The sequence below is a fragment of the Pelagerythrobacter marinus genome, assembly GCF_034375205.1.
In the GTDB taxonomy this organism is placed as follows: domain Bacteria; phylum Pseudomonadota; class Alphaproteobacteria; order Sphingomonadales; family Sphingomonadaceae; genus Pelagerythrobacter; species Pelagerythrobacter marinus.
This window is the reverse complement of sequence record NZ_CP139719.1, coordinates 2,316,177-2,332,283: the sequence shown is the minus strand read 5'-3', so window position 1 is coordinate 2,332,283 and position 16,107 is coordinate 2,316,177. Positions and strand designations below refer to the sequence as shown.

Annotated in this window: 15 protein-coding genes; 3 read left to right on the top strand and 12 right to left on the bottom strand. The window is 70.1% G+C overall.

Going from position 1 to position 16,107, the window contains the following annotated elements:
- Positions 1 to 8 precede the first annotated feature (8 nt).
- The 4 genes from T8T98_RS11410 to T8T98_RS11395 all read right to left on the bottom strand — a co-directional run bounded on the left by T8T98_RS11410 (position 9) and on the right by T8T98_RS11395 (position 5,101).
- Entirely contained in the window at positions 9 to 2,789 is a 2,781-nt protein-coding gene (locus tag T8T98_RS11410) for a phosphoenolpyruvate carboxylase (RefSeq protein ID WP_251105105.1), read from the bottom strand.
- Entirely contained in the window at positions 2,786 to 3,763 is a 978-nt protein-coding gene (glk, locus tag T8T98_RS11405) for a glucokinase (protein WP_160733915.1), read from the bottom strand. Before glk ends, T8T98_RS11410 begins: the two co-directional genes overlap by 4 nt.
- A gap of 76 nt (positions 3,764 to 3,839) precedes the next feature.
- Complete coding sequence (locus T8T98_RS11400) at positions 3,840 to 4,649, bottom strand: transglutaminase-like domain-containing protein (protein ID WP_160733914.1); 810 nt, start codon at positions 4,647 to 4,649, stop codon at positions 3,840 to 3,842.
- A gap of 35 nt (positions 4,650 to 4,684) precedes the next feature.
- A complete protein-coding gene (locus T8T98_RS11395) occupies positions 4,685 to 5,101 on the bottom strand; it encodes a secondary thiamine-phosphate synthase enzyme YjbQ (protein WP_251105106.1) in 417 nt (138 codons plus the stop codon).
- Between the two features lie 18 nt (positions 5,102 to 5,119).
- On the opposite strand from T8T98_RS11395, the gene T8T98_RS11390 reads away from it, so the two are divergent.
- Complete coding sequence (locus T8T98_RS11390) at positions 5,120 to 5,701, top strand: alpha-ketoglutarate-dependent dioxygenase AlkB (protein WP_251105107.1); 582 nt, start codon at positions 5,120 to 5,122, stop codon at positions 5,699 to 5,701.
- Here the strand turns inward: T8T98_RS11390 and T8T98_RS11385 are convergent.
- From T8T98_RS11385 to rimO, 4 genes are all read right to left on the bottom strand, one after another.
- Complete coding sequence (locus T8T98_RS11385; RefSeq protein ID WP_251105108.1) at positions 5,698 to 7,839, bottom strand: TonB-dependent receptor; 2,142 nt, start codon at positions 7,837 to 7,839, stop codon at positions 5,698 to 5,700. The genes T8T98_RS11390 and T8T98_RS11385 overlap by 4 nt on opposite strands.
- Position 7,840: 1 nt before the next feature.
- Complete coding sequence (locus tag T8T98_RS11380) at positions 7,841 to 8,068, bottom strand: hypothetical protein (RefSeq protein ID WP_251105109.1); 228 nt, start codon at positions 8,066 to 8,068, stop codon at positions 7,841 to 7,843.
- Positions 8,065 to 9,219 carry a PepSY-associated TM helix domain-containing protein gene (locus T8T98_RS11375; RefSeq protein ID WP_251105110.1) on the bottom strand — a complete coding sequence of 385 codons (1,155 nt, stop codon included), beginning with the start codon at positions 9,217 to 9,219 and terminating at the stop codon, positions 8,065 to 8,067. The genes T8T98_RS11380 and T8T98_RS11375 overlap by 4 nt, the downstream gene beginning before the upstream one ends.
- Before the next feature lie 356 nt (positions 9,220 to 9,575).
- Positions 9,576 to 10,967 carry a 30S ribosomal protein S12 methylthiotransferase RimO gene (rimO, locus tag T8T98_RS11370; RefSeq protein ID WP_160733908.1) on the bottom strand — a complete coding sequence of 464 codons (1,392 nt, stop codon included), beginning with the start codon at positions 10,965 to 10,967 and terminating at the stop codon, positions 9,576 to 9,578.
- Positions 10,968 to 11,035: 68 nt separating this feature from the next.
- Here rimO and T8T98_RS11365 point away from each other — a divergent pair, with 68 nt between their 5' ends.
- Positions 11,036 to 11,446: a DUF1761 domain-containing protein gene (locus T8T98_RS11365; protein WP_251105111.1), complete on the top strand. Its 411-nt coding sequence runs from the start codon at positions 11,036 to 11,038 to the stop codon at positions 11,444 to 11,446.
- 52 nt (positions 11,447 to 11,498) lie between these two features.
- Complete coding sequence (locus T8T98_RS11360) at positions 11,499 to 11,906, top strand: DUF1761 domain-containing protein (protein WP_251105112.1); 408 nt, start codon at positions 11,499 to 11,501, stop codon at positions 11,904 to 11,906.
- A 22-nt stretch (positions 11,907 to 11,928) separates the two neighbouring features.
- On the opposite strand, the gene T8T98_RS11355 is transcribed toward T8T98_RS11360, so the two are convergent.
- The 4 genes from T8T98_RS11355 to serS all read right to left on the bottom strand — a co-directional run bounded on the left by T8T98_RS11355 (position 11,929) and on the right by serS (position 15,976).
- Positions 11,929 to 13,047: a potassium channel family protein gene (locus tag T8T98_RS11355; protein WP_160733905.1), complete on the bottom strand. Its 1,119-nt coding sequence runs from the start codon at positions 13,045 to 13,047 to the stop codon at positions 11,929 to 11,931.
- 11 nt (positions 13,048 to 13,058) lie between these two features.
- On the bottom strand, positions 13,059 to 13,838 hold the full coding sequence (locus tag T8T98_RS11350) for a M23 family metallopeptidase (RefSeq protein ID WP_160733904.1): 780 nt from the start codon (positions 13,836 to 13,838) through the stop codon (positions 13,059 to 13,061).
- Positions 13,835 to 14,599 (bottom strand): 5'/3'-nucleotidase SurE, encoded by a 765-nt coding sequence (gene surE, locus T8T98_RS11345; protein WP_251105113.1) that lies wholly within the window; start codon positions 14,597 to 14,599, stop codon positions 13,835 to 13,837. The genes T8T98_RS11350 and surE overlap by 4 nt, the downstream gene beginning before the upstream one ends.
- A gap of 93 nt (positions 14,600 to 14,692) precedes the next feature.
- Positions 14,693 to 15,976, bottom strand: a complete 1,284-nt coding sequence (serS, locus tag T8T98_RS11340; RefSeq protein WP_251105114.1) for a serine--tRNA ligase — start codon at positions 15,974 to 15,976, stop codon at positions 14,693 to 14,695.
- Positions 15,977 to 16,107 lie beyond the last annotated feature (131 nt).

The window sequence follows — 16,107 nt, the reverse complement described above, 5'->3', positions numbered from 1 at the left end:
CGGGCCGCCTAGCCGTGGGCGCCGAACTCGTTGGCAATCGCGGTCGCGATCCGCAGGTTCAGCGCGTGCGCGCGCTCGATCGGGGCGATGAACTCCGCCTCGATCGCCGCGTAGCCGCCGGCGCCGTGATCCGGGTAGTCGGACGGTTCGTCGAGAACGTAGTCGGACGGCCCCGGGAAACGCGTCGGGAAGGCGCGGCGCAACTGGGCCAGCGCGTCTTCGACCCGCAGGGTCAGGACCATCTCGATCACGTCGCGCCGGCTGATGTCGTTGGCGCGGCTGAAGGCCGGCACCGAGACGGCGCGCAGAAACATGTGCTGCAGCAGGGCGAGGCGCAGGGCCTGGAGCACGCCGATCCGGCGGCGCACGTCCTCGCGGTTCTCGATCGGTGCCTCGTCGGGCAGGAGATCGAGCAGCTGGTGCAGTTTCAGCGCATCGATCCGCAGGCGCGAGGCCAGCCGCCGGAACACGCCGGCGCGATCGTCCTTGACCAGGTATTCGGCGAGCGCCGCGCACGGCTCGGCCAGGTCGCGCTCGGTCCCGCGATAGGTCCGGCTGGCCCAGTAGGCGGAATTGTACAGCTCGCCGAAGGCGGCGACCGTCTTGATGCTGGCCAGCGCGTTCGATGCGCGCACCAGCCGGACCATCTGCCGCCCCCGCGCGCTGTCGGCCAGGAGCGCGGCGATTTCCTCGCGGTTGCCTTCCGCCGCGCTGCCGAAGCCGGCGATCACGTTGACCGGATAGCCAAGCTGCTGGAGGATCGCGTTGTGCGGGATCGCGCGGATCTGGCGCAGGCTCATCTCGCGGTCGGACGAGAGATCGGACTGGCGGCGCGAGACCCGGCTGCCGGTGGCGTTCAGGAGGCCGAGGCCGAAGGCGGTGACCGCGCGCGAATACGTCGCGCTTTCCAGGTGCTCGTTCTGGTGATCGCGGATCGCGCGGTAGAAATCGAGGCTGAGGTCGGTCCGGCGATAGAATGGGTCCGCCGGGGCCCCGGCCGCGGTCTCGGCCGGGCGCAGCTGGGCGATCCGGGTCAGGGTCGCCAGCGCCAGTTCGGGATTGGCGAAGAACAGGTACCCGTCGCCGCCCTGGAAGCTCACCTCGGGCTCCAGCCGGATGCCCGCGCGCGCGAAGCGGCGCCGGGCCCAGGGGCTCAGCGGCCATTCGAGCCGGTCGGCGAACCCGCCCGGGTGGGCGCCGCGGCCCATCGATTCGCCGTGCGTGTCGAAGATCAGCGCGGCGACATCGGTCAGGCCATTGGCGGCCATCGCTTCTGCCAGCCGGCCCTGGAGCCGCTCGATCGCGAGGCTGGCGGGGATCTGGCCGACGAACCGGCCGGCATCGGAAAAGCCGGTCTGGATGCACACGCGCCCGCGGCGGCGGGCATAGTCGCGGTAGATATCGTCCGCCAGCAGGGCGTCGAGGAAGCGCCCGCCGTGTTCCAGCGCGGTCTCGGTCTCGAACAGGGGCGATACGTCGACTTTGTCCTCGACCCCGAAAAGGCGCGCGAAATAGACCGCGGCGAGCACGGTGGCCGGCTGCTCGCACTCGGCGATCAACATGCGGATCGGCGCGTCGGCGTCGATGTGGCGCAGGATCTGGGCCATGGCCAGGAACTGGCGGATCGCGGTCGAGCTCTCGATCGCGAGGGCGGCGAAATTGCTGCGCAGCGGCTCCGCCCCGGCGATCAGGTCGCGCAGCGTGCCGAGCGCGCCCTGGCTGGCGAGGTCCACCGTCAGGCCGGCTTCGTCGAGGCGCCGGCGGATCGCGTTGTGCAGCTGCTTGGCATTGACCCGGAAATGGATGCCGCCCATGCCCAGCCCGTCGGCGCGCATTGCCGCGGCGAGGGTCTTCAGCGCGACCGCGCGTTCGCCGCCCGCTTCGCGTGCCTCGCCCTCCAGCCGCTCGACCAGCGGTTCGAGCGACAGCAGCTTGGCCGGATCGTCCGCCGTCAGGCGGTTGGCCGCGGCCGAAAGCGCGGCCGGATCGTCGAGCGGCTCGGCGAACAGGCCCGCGCACTCGGCCGTGTGATCGCGCGCGGCGCGCAGCGTTTCGAGCAGCGCGTGCCCATCGTCGATCGCGGCGAGGCTTTCGGCATAGCGGGCCAGGCGCTCGGCCTTTTCCGCGAGGCGGAAACCGATCGAGGTGTGCCAGCCGATGTCGGTCCGCCCGTCCATGTCGTAGCCGACCCAGGTCGCGAAGCGGAACGGCAGCGGGGCGAATTCGTGCCACCGGTCGGGCCAGCGTTCGCGCGCCGCGTCCAGCAGCCGCGCGACGATCCGGTCGCGCGCGTCCTGCCCGCGGGCCATCGCGGCCATGGCCTGGCGATGTTCGAAGGCGAGCGTGATCGCCGGGCGCTCGGCCGGGATCGCGCAGGCGGTTTCGTCGATCTCGCCCTCCGACGCGGCGGCCGTCGCCACGGCTTCGGACTGGGCGGGGGGGAGGAGGAAGGTCGGGTGGGCGGTGAAGACCGCGTGGAGCTGCGGGTTTTCCCAGGCCGCGCGGAAGGCGTCGAAATCGCCGCTGTCCAGGCAGCCTTCGATCGCCGCCTCGTTCTCGGCCGGCGCGACCGGGGCGACCAGCCGGCGCAGGCGCCCGGCGCGGGTCATCAGCGCCTCGCACTCGAGCTCGGCGATCATGCCCTCTATCGCGGCGAGATCGATCTCGCCCGCTTCGAGCGAACGCGAGAGATCGAGCGCGAGCTGGAATACCGGGTTGAACAGCGGCGTTTCCTGCGTCTGCCGGTGCAGCGCGCCAAGGCGGTCGGTCAGTTCGGCCACGGTCTTCATGCCGTTTCTCCATGTTCCGCGACGAACGCTGCCGCCGCGCCGTAAAGCCCCGGTTGGGGGTGAACGATGAGTTTGACGGGAATCTCGGCCATCAGACCGGCGAACCGGCCCTTGGCCCGGAATCGCTCGGCAAAGCCCGATGCGGGCAGGGTGTCGCGGATGCGGTACCCCAGCCCGCCGGCGATCACCACGCCGGCAAAACCGCCCTGGGCCAGCGCCATGTCACCGGCGACCGAGCCGAGCGAGAGGCAGAACCGGTCCACCGCCGCGGCGGCGAGGCTGTCGTCGCCCTGCATCCCGCGGGTCCAGATCTCGACGTCGTCGTATTCGGGCACCGTCCGCCGTTCCATCGCCGCGAGCGTCTGGTAGATGTCCACGATCGCGGGGCCCGAGACCACCCGTTCCACCGAGACGCGGCGATGGCGCCGGCGCAGGCGGGCCAGGATCGCGTCCTCGATCGAATCGAGCGGGGCGAAGTCGATGTGCCCCCCTTCGGTCGCCTGGACGCGGTAGCCGTCGCCCGAGCGCCACAGGTGTGCCACGCCGAGGCCGGTGCCGGGGCCGAGCACGGTGATCGTGCCTTCGCCGCCCAGCGGCCCGTCGGGGCCGGTGAGGTGGAGGAACTGGTCGTCCGGCGCGCGCGCGACGGCATGGGCGACCGCGGCGAAATCGTTGACGATCGTGTAGCGTCCGACGCCCAGCTTCGATTTCACCAGCGGCGGGCGGATGATCCACGGGTTGTTGGTGAAGCGGATGATGTCGTCGCTCACCGGGCCGGCGATCGCCATGCTGACCGCATCGGGCAGGGTGCCGCCGCGCCGTTCGCGGAAATCCTCCCACGCGGTCTGGAAGCTGGCGTGGTCTTCGGTGTGCAGCGTTTCCGGCTCGCTCAGCGCGATCGCACCGTTTGCCTCCACGGTCGCGATCGCGAACCGCGCATGCGTGCCGCCGATGTCCACTACGACGAGTTCCATCGCTATCCTCCCGGAGCTTCCCCTCGCCGGCCTGCTAGCAGCACGATCGCGCCCTGCCCACGCATCGCATACATATTCACTCGCCCCCGGCCGTGCGCCCTACCTGCACGGCCTTGTCGATGAACTCGGTCGGGCCGAAGCTGGTCATGAAGCTGACGTCGGCCGCGTCGCGCCCGACCCCGATCTTCACGATCTCGTCCGCGCGGGCCATGTCGGTCGCGTCGACCAGGTACCAGGCCCCGCCGCCCGGGGTGGTCGGATCGGTCAGGAACACTTCGGCCACGGCGTGGAAATCCTGCGGCGTCACGCCGGGGGCGAAACAGCTGACGAAGCGCGCGGGAACGCCCGAGGCGCGCGCCAGCATGATCGTGACATGGGCATAGTCGCGGCAGATCCCGCGCCGTTCGATGAAGCTGTCCAGCCCGGTCGTGTTCGAGGTGCTGGAACCGGGCGCATAGGCGAAGTTGCCGGCGATCCAGTCGCGGATCGCCGCGATCCGCGCGCCGCCGCGGCTGCGGCCGAACTCCGCCTCCACGAACGACTGGAACCGGTCGGCCGGGCAATAGCGCGAATCGAACAGGTACTGCACCGTTTCGCCCGGCAGCTCGTGCGGCGGCAGGCGTTCGAGCCCGGCGATGTCCGCCTGCATCCGCTCGACCGCGACCGTCGCGCGATAGGTCACCTCGTACCGCCCCTCGGCCCGGATCCAGACCCGTTCGCCGATCGCGTCCTGCGCCGGAATGCGCGCGAAATGGGCGCCTTTCGTCGCCCGGGTGTCGGTTTCGAGCAGCCTCTGCTCGGGAATGGGCGCCGCCTCGAACTGGAGCAGGACGTCGGTCGGCTGCTCCATGCGGAAGGCGAAGGAAAGGTCGATCGAAATGGCCATGCCCAAGATACGCCGGACCGGCCGGTATGTTTCGCCTAGTCGCCGGCGAGGTGCAGGGCGACGTGGCGCCGGTGGGGCCGCGCGCGGTGTTCGACGAGGAAAAGGCCCTGCCAGGTGCCCAGCGCCAGCCGCCCCTCGATCACCGGGATCGCGTGGCTGGCCCCGGTGAGCGCGGTCTTCAGGTGGGCCGGCATGTCGTCGGGCCCCTCGTCGTCGTGATCGTAGTGCGCGCCTTGCGGGGCGAGCCGGTCGAGCCATCGCAGGATGTCGCCCTGCACCGCCCGCGCGGCGTTCTCGTTGATCAGGAGCGAGGCCGAGGTATGGCGGCAGAAGGCCGTGAGCAGGCCGGTCGTCACCCCGGTGCCGGCGAGCCAGTCGGCCACAGGCGCGGTGATGTCGCGCATCCCGGGCCCTTCCGTATCGAAAGCGAGCGTGGTGGCGTGGTGCGGCATGGGCCCCATATAGGGCCGATGTCGCGGCAGATCGACCTCTTCGCCTCCCCTCCGGCCGTGCCCGGGCTGCGCCTGGTCGAAGACGCGGTGGACCGCGCGGCCGAACGGGCGCTGGAACGGCGGATCGACGCCGCGCCGCTCGAACCCTTCCGCTTCGGCCAGTGGCGCGGCAAGCGGCTGACCGCGAATTATGGATCGGGCTACGATTACCAGCGCGGCCGGCTGGCGCCCGCGCCGCCATTGCCTGGCTGGCTGACCGACGCGCGCGACGCGCTCGCCCCGCAGGTCGGGCGCGCGGCGGGCGATTTCGTGCAGGGGCTGGTGATCCGGTACGACCCCGGCGCGGGGATCGGCTGGCACCGCGACCGGCCGCAATACGGCGAGGTGATCGGCCTGTCGCTGTCGGCGCCCGCGGTCCTGCGCCTGCGCCGCCGCACCGCGCAGGGTTTCGAACGGCGCAGCGTCGAACTGCCGCCGCGCTCGCTCTACCTCCTGTCGGGGGAAGTGCGCGCGCAGTGGGAGCATTCGATCGCCCCCATGGAGGCGACGCGCCGTTCGGTCACCCTGCGCACCCTGCGCACCCTGCGCACCCTGCGCTAGAAATCGACCGAGACGGAGGCGTTGACCGTGCGCGGCCGCCCTTGCAGCAGCGACGGGCTGAAGCTGTCGTAGCCCGAGGCCCAGTACCGCGTGTCGGCCACGTTATCGACCGTCAGGCGCAAGGTCACCGGGCGATCGCCGGCCACGACGACGTAACGCGCGCCGAGATCGAACACGGTCCAGTCGTCGAGGCGCAGGGTGTTCGCGGCATCGGCCCACTGCTTGCCGGTATGCGTCATGCGCCCGGTCAGCGTCAGGCCGGGCAGGAAGGGCGCGTCCCATTCCAGGTTGGCATTGGCCGCGAAGCCGGGCACGCCCGTCGCCTCGCCGCCGTCGCCGCGCTCGGCGTCGATCGTCGAAAGGCCCGCGATCAGGCGCAGCCCCTCTACCGGTTCGCCGTTGACGGTGAACTCGATCCCGCGATGGCGCTGGCGGCCGACATAGCCGTAGCGCAGCGTTCCGCCGGGCCCGGTCACCGTGCCGTCGCCCGGGCGCTCGACCTCGTAGAACGCCAGCCCGGCGTAGAGGAACCGGCCCAGCGCCAGCTTGGCGCCCGCCTCGTACTGCGTGGACTTGCGCGGGGCGAGCATCTCGCCCGGGTTTTCCAGCCCGGGTTCGAGCGGCGCGGTCGGGCCCTGTTCCAGCGCCTCGATGCGGTTGGCGTAGAGCGAGACGAAGGGGATCGGCTTGACCACGATTCCCGCGACCGGGGTGACGGCGCTGTCGTCGTAGACCGTTTCCAGCCCGCCGCCGAAGTAGCTGTAGGCGCGGCTGTGGATCGTCTGCAGGCGCAGCCCGCCGGTGATCAGCACGCGGTCATCCCACAGGCCGATCGTGTCGGAGGCAAAGGCGCTCCACAACCGGCTTTTCGCGATCGGGTAGGGATCGTCGAGATCGCCGCCGACGAGGCTGGACGCGGGCACGGCGACCTGCGGCGTGTCATAGAGATTGGTGGCATAGCCGGCGAAGCCCGGTCCGTAGCGGAAATCGTAGGCATTGCGGTTGGTCTGCCAGCTCGCGCTGGCGCCGAACACGATCTCGTGCGTCACCGTCTCGCCCAGGTCGACGCGGATGCCGGCTTCCGCCGCCTCGTTGTTGTCCGTGCGGGGGACGTAGAGCGCGGTGCCATTGGCATCGCCCGTCGCCGCGTCGACGATCGTCAGCCCGGCGTAGAGCCCTTCCTCCCGCCCGTCGCGTGCGCCCGCCTTCGCGTAGAGCAGGGCGTTGTCGGCAATGTCCCATTCGAGCGACAGCGTGCCGAAGACGTCGCGCATCTCGGTATAGGCAAAGTCCTGGGCATAGTTCGCGTTGGCTTCGGGCACCGCGGGCAGGGCGGCGAGGCCCGCGCCGAGCGTGACCTTGGGGCGCAGCGAGTCGACGCGGACCTGCTGGTAGGCGAGGTCGAGCGCGGCGCGGAAGCTGCCGCCGTCGTAATCGAGCGCACCGCCGATCACCTGCGTGCGCCTCTCCTCGCGCTCGACGGCGGTTTCCCCGTCGCGATAGGCGCCGTTGACGCGCAGGCCCCACTGGCCGTTCGCGCCGAACCGGCGGGCGAGGTCGAAGCTGCCGCCGAAGTGGGCATCCGCGTTGTAGCCGATCGTCGCGCGCGTCAGCGGGTCGTACCCGGCGCGCTTGAGCTTGAGGTTGACCGATCCGCCGATCGTCGATCCCCCCGGCGCCGCGCCGTTGAGGAACGCGCTCGCCCCGTTCAGCACCTGCACGCTGCCATAGAGTTCCGGCGCGACGATCTGGCGCGGGGCGACGCCGTAGAGGCCGTTCACGCCGACGTCGTCGCCGTTGAGCGCGAACCCGCGGATCACGAACAGTTCCGAAGCATTGCCGAAGCCGTAGCCGGTCCGCACGGTCGGGTCGTTCTCCAGCACTTCGCCCAGGGTCAGCGGCTGCTGGTTGAGGATCAGCGATTCGTCGAAGCTGCGGATCGAGAAGGCAAGGTCGGCCGCGTGCTTGTTGCCCAGCACGCCGGCGTCGCCGCCGTTGGTCACCTCGGTCGCGTTCTCGCGCTGGGCGGTGACGACGATCTCCTGCGCGTTCTGCCGGGCGCTTTCCTGGGCGAGCGCGGGCGTGGCGGCTGCGGCGAGCGCGAGGGCGGAGGCCGTGAATGCGGGGCGAAACGTCATGTCAGGTCTTTCTGTATCGGGAGGGCAATCCGCGCCGGCGCCAGGCGACGCCGACCGCGAGGAGGGGAAGCGAGAGTAGCAGCCAGGCGAGGGCATCGCGCAGGCCGTCGCCGGTCAGGCCGAGGACGAGGCCGGCAAGGCTGGCGGCGAAAAGGATCGCGGGAATCGCGAAGACGCGCAGCACGCTGCGCCGGCCGCGGCGCCGGAGGGGGGAGCCGCGCGCTTTCACGCCAGGCGCCCTTCCGCCCCGCCGGCGATCTCGGACACGCGGCGCTCGACCGCGCCCGGGCTGCGGCGCCACCAGAGCAGCACCCCGGTCCACAGCACCCAGATCGTGACGAGCGTCAGCAGGGCCCAGACGATCTTGAGCGGCAAGCCGCCGTAGTCGCCGAAGTGCAGCGGCTTGGACATCATCAGCGCCTGGTTGAGCGCGGGCATGGCGCGCGCGTCGACCAGTTCGCCGCTGCGGGCGTCGATCAGGGCGGGGGTGAGCAGGTGCTGGGTGAGCGGCCGGTCGCCCTGGAAGAAGACCGCGTAATGGCGCGCGGTGCTCCATTCGCCGCCGGGGAAGGCGATGAACTGCGGCGATCGGCCGGGCAGGGCGGCGCGCGCGCTGGCCATCGCCCGGTCGAGCGAGCCGTAGTCCTCCGGCGCGACCGGATCGGCCCCGCCGTGCCGCGCGGTCATCGCCGCCAGTTCGCCTTCGCGCCACGCGTCGGTCAGCGGGTCGGCGAAGGCGTTGATCATGCCGGTGCCGCCGACGACGAGCGCCCAGGCGAGGGCGACGATGCCGGCGAGGTTGTGCTGGTCGAGCCGCCCGACGCGGCGGCTGCGGTCGAGCCGCAGCTTGCCGAACCGCAGCCGCCGCATGAACGGCGCGTAGAGCACCGTGCCGGAAACCAGGGCGACCACGAAGAGCGCGCCCATCGCGCCCAGGAGCCACATGCCCGGCTGGCCGAGAAACATGTCGGTGTGGAGTTGCAGGAGGAAGTCCATCACGCCGCCGCCCGGTGCAGGGCCGAGCGATCGCCCGGTCGCGCGGTCGAAGAACAGCAGGGTCATGTCCTCCCCCGCGGCGTCGGGCGTGGGGCCGGTGGTCACGGTCAGCAGCGGGCTTTCCTGGCTGAAGGCCATGAACAGCGGAACTTCGCCCGGCCGCTCGGCCAGCGCGGTTTCCACCATCGTATCGAGCGCAACGCCGCCTTGCGCCGAAGGCGCGCCGGGCAGGGCGGTTTCGTAATCGACGCCCTCCAGCGCCTCGATCTCGTCATGGAAGATCAGCGGCAGCCCGGTCGCGCACAGCATGAGGAGGAACACCGTGGGCACGATGCTGCTCCACTTGTGGACCAGATACCAGGCACGGATGGTGCTGCGCTGCATGGCCCGCGCTTATGTCGGGGCACGGGCAAGGTCAATGATAGGCATTTGCAATAACGGCGTCCGCCCCAAATGCGTCTGCATCAAGGGCACCGACCAGCAGCGCCAAAGGATTTTCCTACACGCCGATCGCTCGATAGCGTCTGCGCGATTGCCGATTCGCCCGGTCTTCAGGCTCTTTCCCAGCGTCGATAGCCGCCCCTGAGATGGGCGCTAGTGCCAATGCGGGCGCATTTTCCCGCCGCGAATCCCTGTCCGTCCGCTTGCTCAAAGGGGCCGAATGCCGGGGAATAACAACCGGCTGGCGGAGAAAGATGAAAGTTACACGGTGTCGCCTTTGTCACCCCGATCGGGGTGATTCAGGCCGGTACGGCGTAGAGATCGTGCGCGTCGGCGTCTTCCACCACGACGTCGATGATGTCGCCCGCCCGAAGATCGGCGGAGACGTTGCGAAGGAAGACCTGCCCGTCGATCTCCGGCGCGTCCGCCTCGCTGCGCGCGGTCGCCCCGATATCGCCGTCTTCGTCCGGCTCGCCGACTTCGTCCACGATCACGGGCAGGGTGCGCCCGACCTTGGCCGCCAGGCGCGCCGCGCTGATCCGCTCGGTCACTTCCATCAGCCGGGCGTAGCGTTCTTCCTTCACCGCTTCGGGCACCGGATCGGGCAGGGCATTGGCGGCGGCCCCTTCGACCGGTTCGAAGCGGAACGCGCCGACCCGGTCGAGCTGCGCCTCCTCCAGCCAGTCGAGCAGGTAGCGGAAATCCTCCTCCGTCTCGCCCGGGAAGCCGACGACGAAGCTCGACCGGATGGTGAGATCCGGCGCGATCCGGCGCCATTCGCGGATCCGCTCCAGAACGCGGGCCTCGTTCGCCGGGCGCTTCATCGCCTTCAGGACTTTCGGCGCGGCGTGCTGGAAGGGGATGTCGAGATAGGGGGTCAGCAGACCCTCGGCCATCAGCGGGATGACCGCGTCGACGTGCGGGTAGGGATAGACGTAGTGCAGCCGCACCCAGGGCACCCGGCCTTCGGGCGTGCGCAGGGTGCCAAGCTCGCGCGCGAGGTCGGTCATGTGCGCGCGCACCTCGCGCCCGTGCCACTGCCGCGCCTCGTGGCGCGTGTCGACGCCGTAGGCCGAGGTGTCCTGGCTGATGACCAGCAGTTCCTTCGTGCCCGCGGCGACCAGCTTTTCCGCCTCGCGCAGGACCGCGTCCACGCGCCGGCTGGCCAGCTTGCCGCGCAGCTGCGGGATGATGCAGAAGGCGCAGGAATGGTTGCAGCCTTCGGAGATCTTCAGATAGCCGTAATGGCGCGGGGTCAGCTTCAGCCCCGCCTCGTCGAAGGCGGCCTGGGGGATCAGGTCGACGTAAGGGCCCTGCGAGGGCGGAGCTGCCTCGTGGACTGCCTCGACCACGTCCTCGTACTGGTGGGCGCCGGTCACCGCCAGGACGGCGGGGTGCGCGGCGCGGATCGCCTCGGCATCCTCGCCCATGCAGCCGGTCACGATCACGCGGCCGTTCTCGGCGATGGCTTCGCCGATCGCGGCCAGGCTTTCTTCCTTCGCGCTGTCGAGGAAGCCGCAGGTATTGACCAGGACGACATCGGCGCCGGCGTAGTCCGCGCTCATCGCATAGCCGTCGGCGCGCAGGCGGGTGAGGATGCGCTCGCTGTCGACGAGCGCCTTGGGGCAGCCGAGGCTGACCATCCCGATCTTCTTCTGATCGGGGATCGGGGACGTGGATCGGGCGGACATTGCGCCGCGCCCCTACACCCGTGCGCGCCAATGCGCTAGCAGTGAGTCGAACGAAGGAGAAGGCATCCTTGGGTCCGATCGACTGGACAGGAGTTATCGCGGCGACGCTGACCGCCGGGCTGATCGCGCTGGCCTGGTACGGGCCGATCTTCGGGATGGCGAAGGCGCGCAAGGTCGCGCCGGGCAAGATCGCGGTGCGCCGCCGGCCCGAACACGTCGTCGCGATTACCGGCGGGCTCCTGTTCCTCAGCGCGGCGATGATGGGCCACATGTTCGCCCGCGTCGGCGGCGAGACGCTGGCTGCGAAGCCGTGGCTCTATTTCATGATGTCGGGCGGGCTCGCCGGGGCCTTCGTGATTCCCGCGCTGCTGATCAGCTACAGCCACATCCGGGTGGCGACGCGCGTCGCGCTGATCGATGCCGGTTACTGGCTGACCGCCTATCTCGCGATGGGCGGCGTCTTCTGGCTCCTGGCGTAAAGATCGGCTAGCCTTCCCGGCGGGTCGCGGCTCTCGAGGGGAGGGAATTGCGATGCTGTGGGAAGTCAACTGGCTGGCGATCGCGCTGGCCGCGCTGGCCGGGTTCGTGGTCGGCGGGATATGGTACGGCCCGATCATGGGCAAGCGCTGGATGGGCGCGGTCGGGATCACCGAAGACGAGATCCGGCAGGGCAACATGACGCTGATCTACGGCGGGGCCTTCGCCTTCGCCCTGCTCGCGAGCTGGACCCTCGCGCATACTTTCGCGACCTACGGGCGCGAACTGTCGGTTTTCGTCAAGGTGCTGACGGCCTTCGGCGTGGCGCTGGGCTTCATCATCCCGGCGATCGGGACCAATTACCTGTTCTCGCAGAAATCGAAGGTCCTGTTCTTCATCGACGCCGGGTACTGGCTGCTGTTCTACATCGCGATGGGGCTGGTCCACGCCTACATGCCGTGAGGCGGGCGGGGACGCGGCGGCCTCACGCGCCGGCGCGTTCCCCGCGGCCCGCGGCATTGCCCGTGCCGTTGCCCCGGCCATTGTCGTCGCAATCGCTCGACGGGCGGATCTCGACGATGACGTCGCCCGCGCGCAGCGTGCCCGCCTCGTCTTCCCAGAAGCCGCAGGCCCCGCCGTTGCGATAGATGCGCAGGCCCCGCCCGCCCGTCGCCAGCTGGTCCAGCGGCTTGCCGATCTCCTCGGGCAGGACGGGCCGCTCCACCAGGTGGACCCGCCCGGTGACCGAGGCGAGGTCGGCCATGTACTCGGCGATATGCGTGCCCTGCGCGCTGCCGGCGAGGAGGAGGCCGGTGAAGCGGACCGGGTTGATGACGTTGTCCGCCCCGGCCTGCCGCGCGAGCAACTCGTTGTCCGCCGCGCGCACGACCACGCTGATCGGCAACTTGGGCGCCAGGTGGCGCACGGTCAGCACGATCAGGATCGAGGCATCGTCGCGGCCCGCCGATACGAGCACGGTCTGCGCCTCGGTAATGCGCACCGCCATCAGGCTTTCGTCGCGCGTCGCGTCGGCGGCCATGACGTTGCAACCCAGCGCCTCCGCCTCGGCGAGGCGTTCCTCGCGCGTGTCCATGACGACGATGTCCCTCGGGTCGGTGCCGCGCTCGATCAGCTCGGCCACGGCTTCGGAGCCGGATACGCCGAAGCCGAGGACGACGACGTGATCGGACAGCTTTTCCTGGATGCGGGCCATGCGCCATTTCTCCCAGCTGCGCCTGATGATGAAGTGATAGGCCGCGCCGACGAAGATGAAGATGACGGCGAAGCGGATCGGGGTCACGATCACCGCCTCGACCAGGCGCGCGCGGTCGCTGATCGGCGCGATGTCGCCGAAGCCGGTCGTGGTGATGGAGATCATGGTGAAATAGACGACGTCGAGGAAGGAAACCTCGCCGTCGAGGTTGTCGACAAGCCCCTCGCGATCCCACCAGTGGATCATGATGACGATGAAGACGAGCGTGAGGGCAAGGCCGATGCGAATGCCGAGATCGGCCCAGACCGGGACCTTCAGCCTCCGCCGCAGGGGCTGGAAACGCTGCGCGCGCGCGCCGCGGTCGCGGCGTTGCCCCTGGCTGCGCGGCATCCGGCTCCAGATCACGATCCGGGCTTTCTGCCGAAATGGTCCTGCGGATCGACTTTCGCGTCGCCGCGGCGAATCTCGAAGTGGAGCTCGGGCGCCTCTGCATCGCCCGAACTGCCCGCGATCCCGACCCGCTCCCCGCTCTTCACCACATCGCCCGGCTTCACGGTGATGCGGCCGAGGTGGCCGTAGGCACTGCGCCAGCCGTTGCCGTGGTCGATCACGACCAGTCTGCCGAAGCGGGGGGCATCCTCGCGCGCGACGGCGACCGTGCCGCTGGCCGCGGCGCGGACCATGTCGCCGGGGCGCACGGCATAGTCGATCCCGTCGTGGCCGCCGCCGTCGGGCCGCAGGGCGAAGCCGAGCCGCACCTCGCCGTCGTGCGGGGGGCGGAAATAGGGGCGGGCCGGGGCCGGCCGCGCGGGCACGGGGGCGCTGATCACGGCGGGGATGATGAGCCGCTGGCCCGGACGGATGCGATAGGGCGGCTCCAGCCCGTTGGCGACCGCGATCGTGTCGAACGCGACGCCGTATCGCACGGCGATGGCGAAGCCGGTTTCCCCCGGCTTCACCACGTGGGTCCGCTGGCGCGGGATGACCAGTTTCTGCCCCTCGCGGACGATATAAGGTTCGGCCAGACCGTTGGCCGCGGCGATCACCGCCGCCGGCACGCCGGCGCGGTTCGCGATCCCGTTCAGCGTCTCGCCCGCGGCCACCACGTGTTCGGTTTCGCTCGCCGGGTCGGTGGCGGCGAGCAGGAACGGCAAGGCGGCGATCAGGGCGCGGCGTTTCATTCGCTGTACCGCTCGCCCAGTTCGCCCAGCGAGGCATGGTGCGTCAGGTCGAGCTGCAGCGGGGTCACCGCAACGTATCCCTCGTCGATCGCTTCCAGGTCTGTCCCATGGTCTAGCGTGTGCTCGATCGCCTCCAGCCCGAACCAGTAATACTTGTAACCGCGCGGGTCACGCCCTTCGACCACGGTGCCGCGCGAATAGTCGTGGAAACCCTGGCGCACGACGCGGATGCCGCGCACCTCGCCCGGCGGGAGCGGGGGGAAGTTGACGTTGACCAGCGTGCGCTTGGGCAGCGGCGCGTCGAGCAGCGGGGCGAGCACCCGCGCGCCCCATTCGCGCGCAGCGCCGAACGGCACGTCGTCGCCCATGCCCTCGCGCGCGTAGACCTGGCTCAGCGCGATCGAGCGGACGCCCGCCAGCGCCCCTTCGATCGCGGCGGAGACGGTGCCCGAATAAGTGATGTCGTCGCCCAGGTTGGCCCCGCGGTTGACGCCCGAGAGGATCACGTCGGGGGCGGCGTCCATCACCGTGCGCAGGCCCATCGTCACCGCGTCGGTCGGCGTCCCGGTTACCGAGAAGCGCCGGTCGTCGTGGCGGCGCAGGCGCACGGGGCGGGTCAGGGTCAGCGAATGGCCGGTGCCCGACTGCTCTTCGTGCGGGGAGCAGATCCAGATATCGTCGGAGAACTCGCGCGCGATCTCCTCGAGGATCTTCAGGCCCGGCGCGTAGATGCCGTCGTCGTTGGTGAGGAGAATGCGCATCGTGTCGTCCCGCTCCGGCTTCTCGGCAAGTGAGGTCTGATAACCAATTAGGTTATAAAAGTCAAGAAAATATTACGCAAAAGGTTCTTAGGGCTACCGGCTTTCGGGCCGGAGCCGTTCGACCCCGCCCATCCACGGCCGCAGCGCCTCCGGCACGTCGACCGAACCGTCTTCGCGCTGGTAGTTCTCGAGCACCGCGACGAGCGTGCGGCCGACCGCGAGGCCGGAGCCGTTCAGGGTGTGGACGAACTCGGTCTTCTTCGAGCCTTCGGGGCGATAGCGCGCGTTCATCCGCCGCGCCTGGAAATCGCCGGTGTTCGAGCACGAGGAGATCTCGCGCCAGGCGCCCTGGCCGGGCAGCCAGACCTCCAGGTCGTAGGTCTTGCGCGCGCCGAAGCCCATGTCGCCGGTGCACAGCAGCATCCGGCGATAAGGCAGGTCGAGCGCTTCCAGGATGCCCTCGGCGCAGCGGGTCATGCGTTCGTGCTCGCCCTCGCTGTCTTCCGGGCGGCAAATGCTGACCAGCTCGACCTTCTCGAACTGGTGCTGGCGGATGAAACCGCGCGTGTCCCGGCCCGCCGCGCCTGCTTCGGAGCGGAAGCACAGCGTATGCGCCGCCAGGCGGATCGGATCGGCCAGATCGGGCAGGATCTCGCCCGCGACCGAGGCCGTCAAGCTGACTTCGGCGGTGGGGATCAGCCAGCGATCGTCGGTCGTGCGGAAGCTGTCCTCGGCGAACTTGGGCAGCTTGTCGGTGCCGTACATGGCATCGTCGCCGACCAGCACCGGCGGGTTGCACTCGGTATAGCCGTTCTCGCGCGTTTGCGTGTCCAGCATGAACTGCGCCAGTGCGCGGTGCAGGCGGGCCATGTCGCCGCGCAGGAAGGTGAAGCGCGCGCCCGACAGCCTGGTGCCGGTTTCGAAATCCATCCCCAGCGCCGGGGCCAGGTCGGCGTGTTCCTTCGGCTCGAACGCGAAATCGCGCGGATCGCCCCATTGCGACAGCTCGACGTTGTCGCTCTCGTCCGCGCCGTCGGGCACGTCGGCCGCCGGCAGGTTGGGCAAGCGTGCCAGCGCGTCGTTCAACTCGGCGGAGAGCGCGCGGTCTTCCTCCTCCAGCGCGGGGAGCGCCTTTTTCAGTTCCGCCACTTCGGCCTTCAGGGCCTCCGCCCGGTCCCGGTCGCCCTGCGCCATGGCCTGGCCGATCTCCTTGGACGCCTCGTTGCGGCGGCTCTGCGCTTCCTGCATCCGGGTCGCCACCGCCCGGCGTTTCGCGTCGAGTTCGACCAGGGTTTCGGCGGCCGGTTCGGCCCCGCGCCGGGCGAGGGCGGCGTCGAAGGCTTGCGGATCGTCGCGGATCAGGCGGATGTCGTGCATGGCCGGGCCTATGCCCGAGCGCCGCGCCCATTTCCAGTGGGCTTCGGGGAACGCGATCGGCCCCGGGGGGTAGACAATCCACGGATCGATTGGCAGCGATGGGCGCGCCAAGTCCGCAGCCGGGCGAGAGA

Bases quoted from the DNA above. Each gene is read 5' to 3' on its own strand.
- rimO (WP_160733908.1), bottom strand. From the start codon at position 10,967: ATGTCCGCCCGATCCACGTCCCCGATCCCCGATCAGAAGAAGATCGGG.
- T8T98_RS11395 (WP_251105106.1), bottom strand. From the start codon at position 5,101: ATGCCGCACCACGCCACCACGCTCGCTTTCGATACGGAAGGGCCCGGG.
- T8T98_RS11350 (WP_160733904.1), bottom strand. From the start codon at position 13,838: ATGAAACGCCGCGCCCTGATCGCCGCCTTGCCGTTCCTGCTCGCCGCC.
- glk (WP_160733915.1), bottom strand. From the start codon at position 3,763: ATGGAACTCGTCGTAGTGGACATCGGCGGCACGCATGCGCGGTTCGCG.
- T8T98_RS11410 (WP_251105105.1), bottom strand. From the start codon at position 2,789: ATGAAGACCGTGGCCGAACTGACCGACCGCCTTGGCGCGCTGCACCGG.
- T8T98_RS11375 (WP_251105110.1), bottom strand. From the start codon at position 9,219: ATGCAGCGCAGCACCATCCGTGCCTGGTATCTGGTCCACAAGTGGAGC.
- T8T98_RS11360 (WP_251105112.1), top strand. From the start codon at position 11,499: ATGCTGTGGGAAGTCAACTGGCTGGCGATCGCGCTGGCCGCGCTGGCC.
- T8T98_RS11390 (WP_251105107.1), top strand. From the start codon at position 5,120: ATGTCGCGGCAGATCGACCTCTTCGCCTCCCCTCCGGCCGTGCCCGGG.
- T8T98_RS11400 (WP_160733914.1), bottom strand. From the start codon at position 4,649: ATGGCCATTTCGATCGACCTTTCCTTCGCCTTCCGCATGGAGCAGCCG.
- serS (WP_251105114.1), bottom strand. From the start codon at position 15,976: ATGCACGACATCCGCCTGATCCGCGACGATCCGCAAGCCTTCGACGCC.
- T8T98_RS11355 (WP_160733905.1), bottom strand. From the start codon at position 13,047: ATGCCGCGCAGCCAGGGGCAACGCCGCGACCGCGGCGCGCGCGCGCAG.
- surE (WP_251105113.1), bottom strand. From the start codon at position 14,599: ATGCGCATTCTCCTCACCAACGACGACGGCATCTACGCGCCGGGCCTG.
- T8T98_RS11385 (WP_251105108.1), bottom strand. From the start codon at position 7,839: ATGACGTTTCGCCCCGCATTCACGGCCTCCGCCCTCGCGCTCGCCGCA.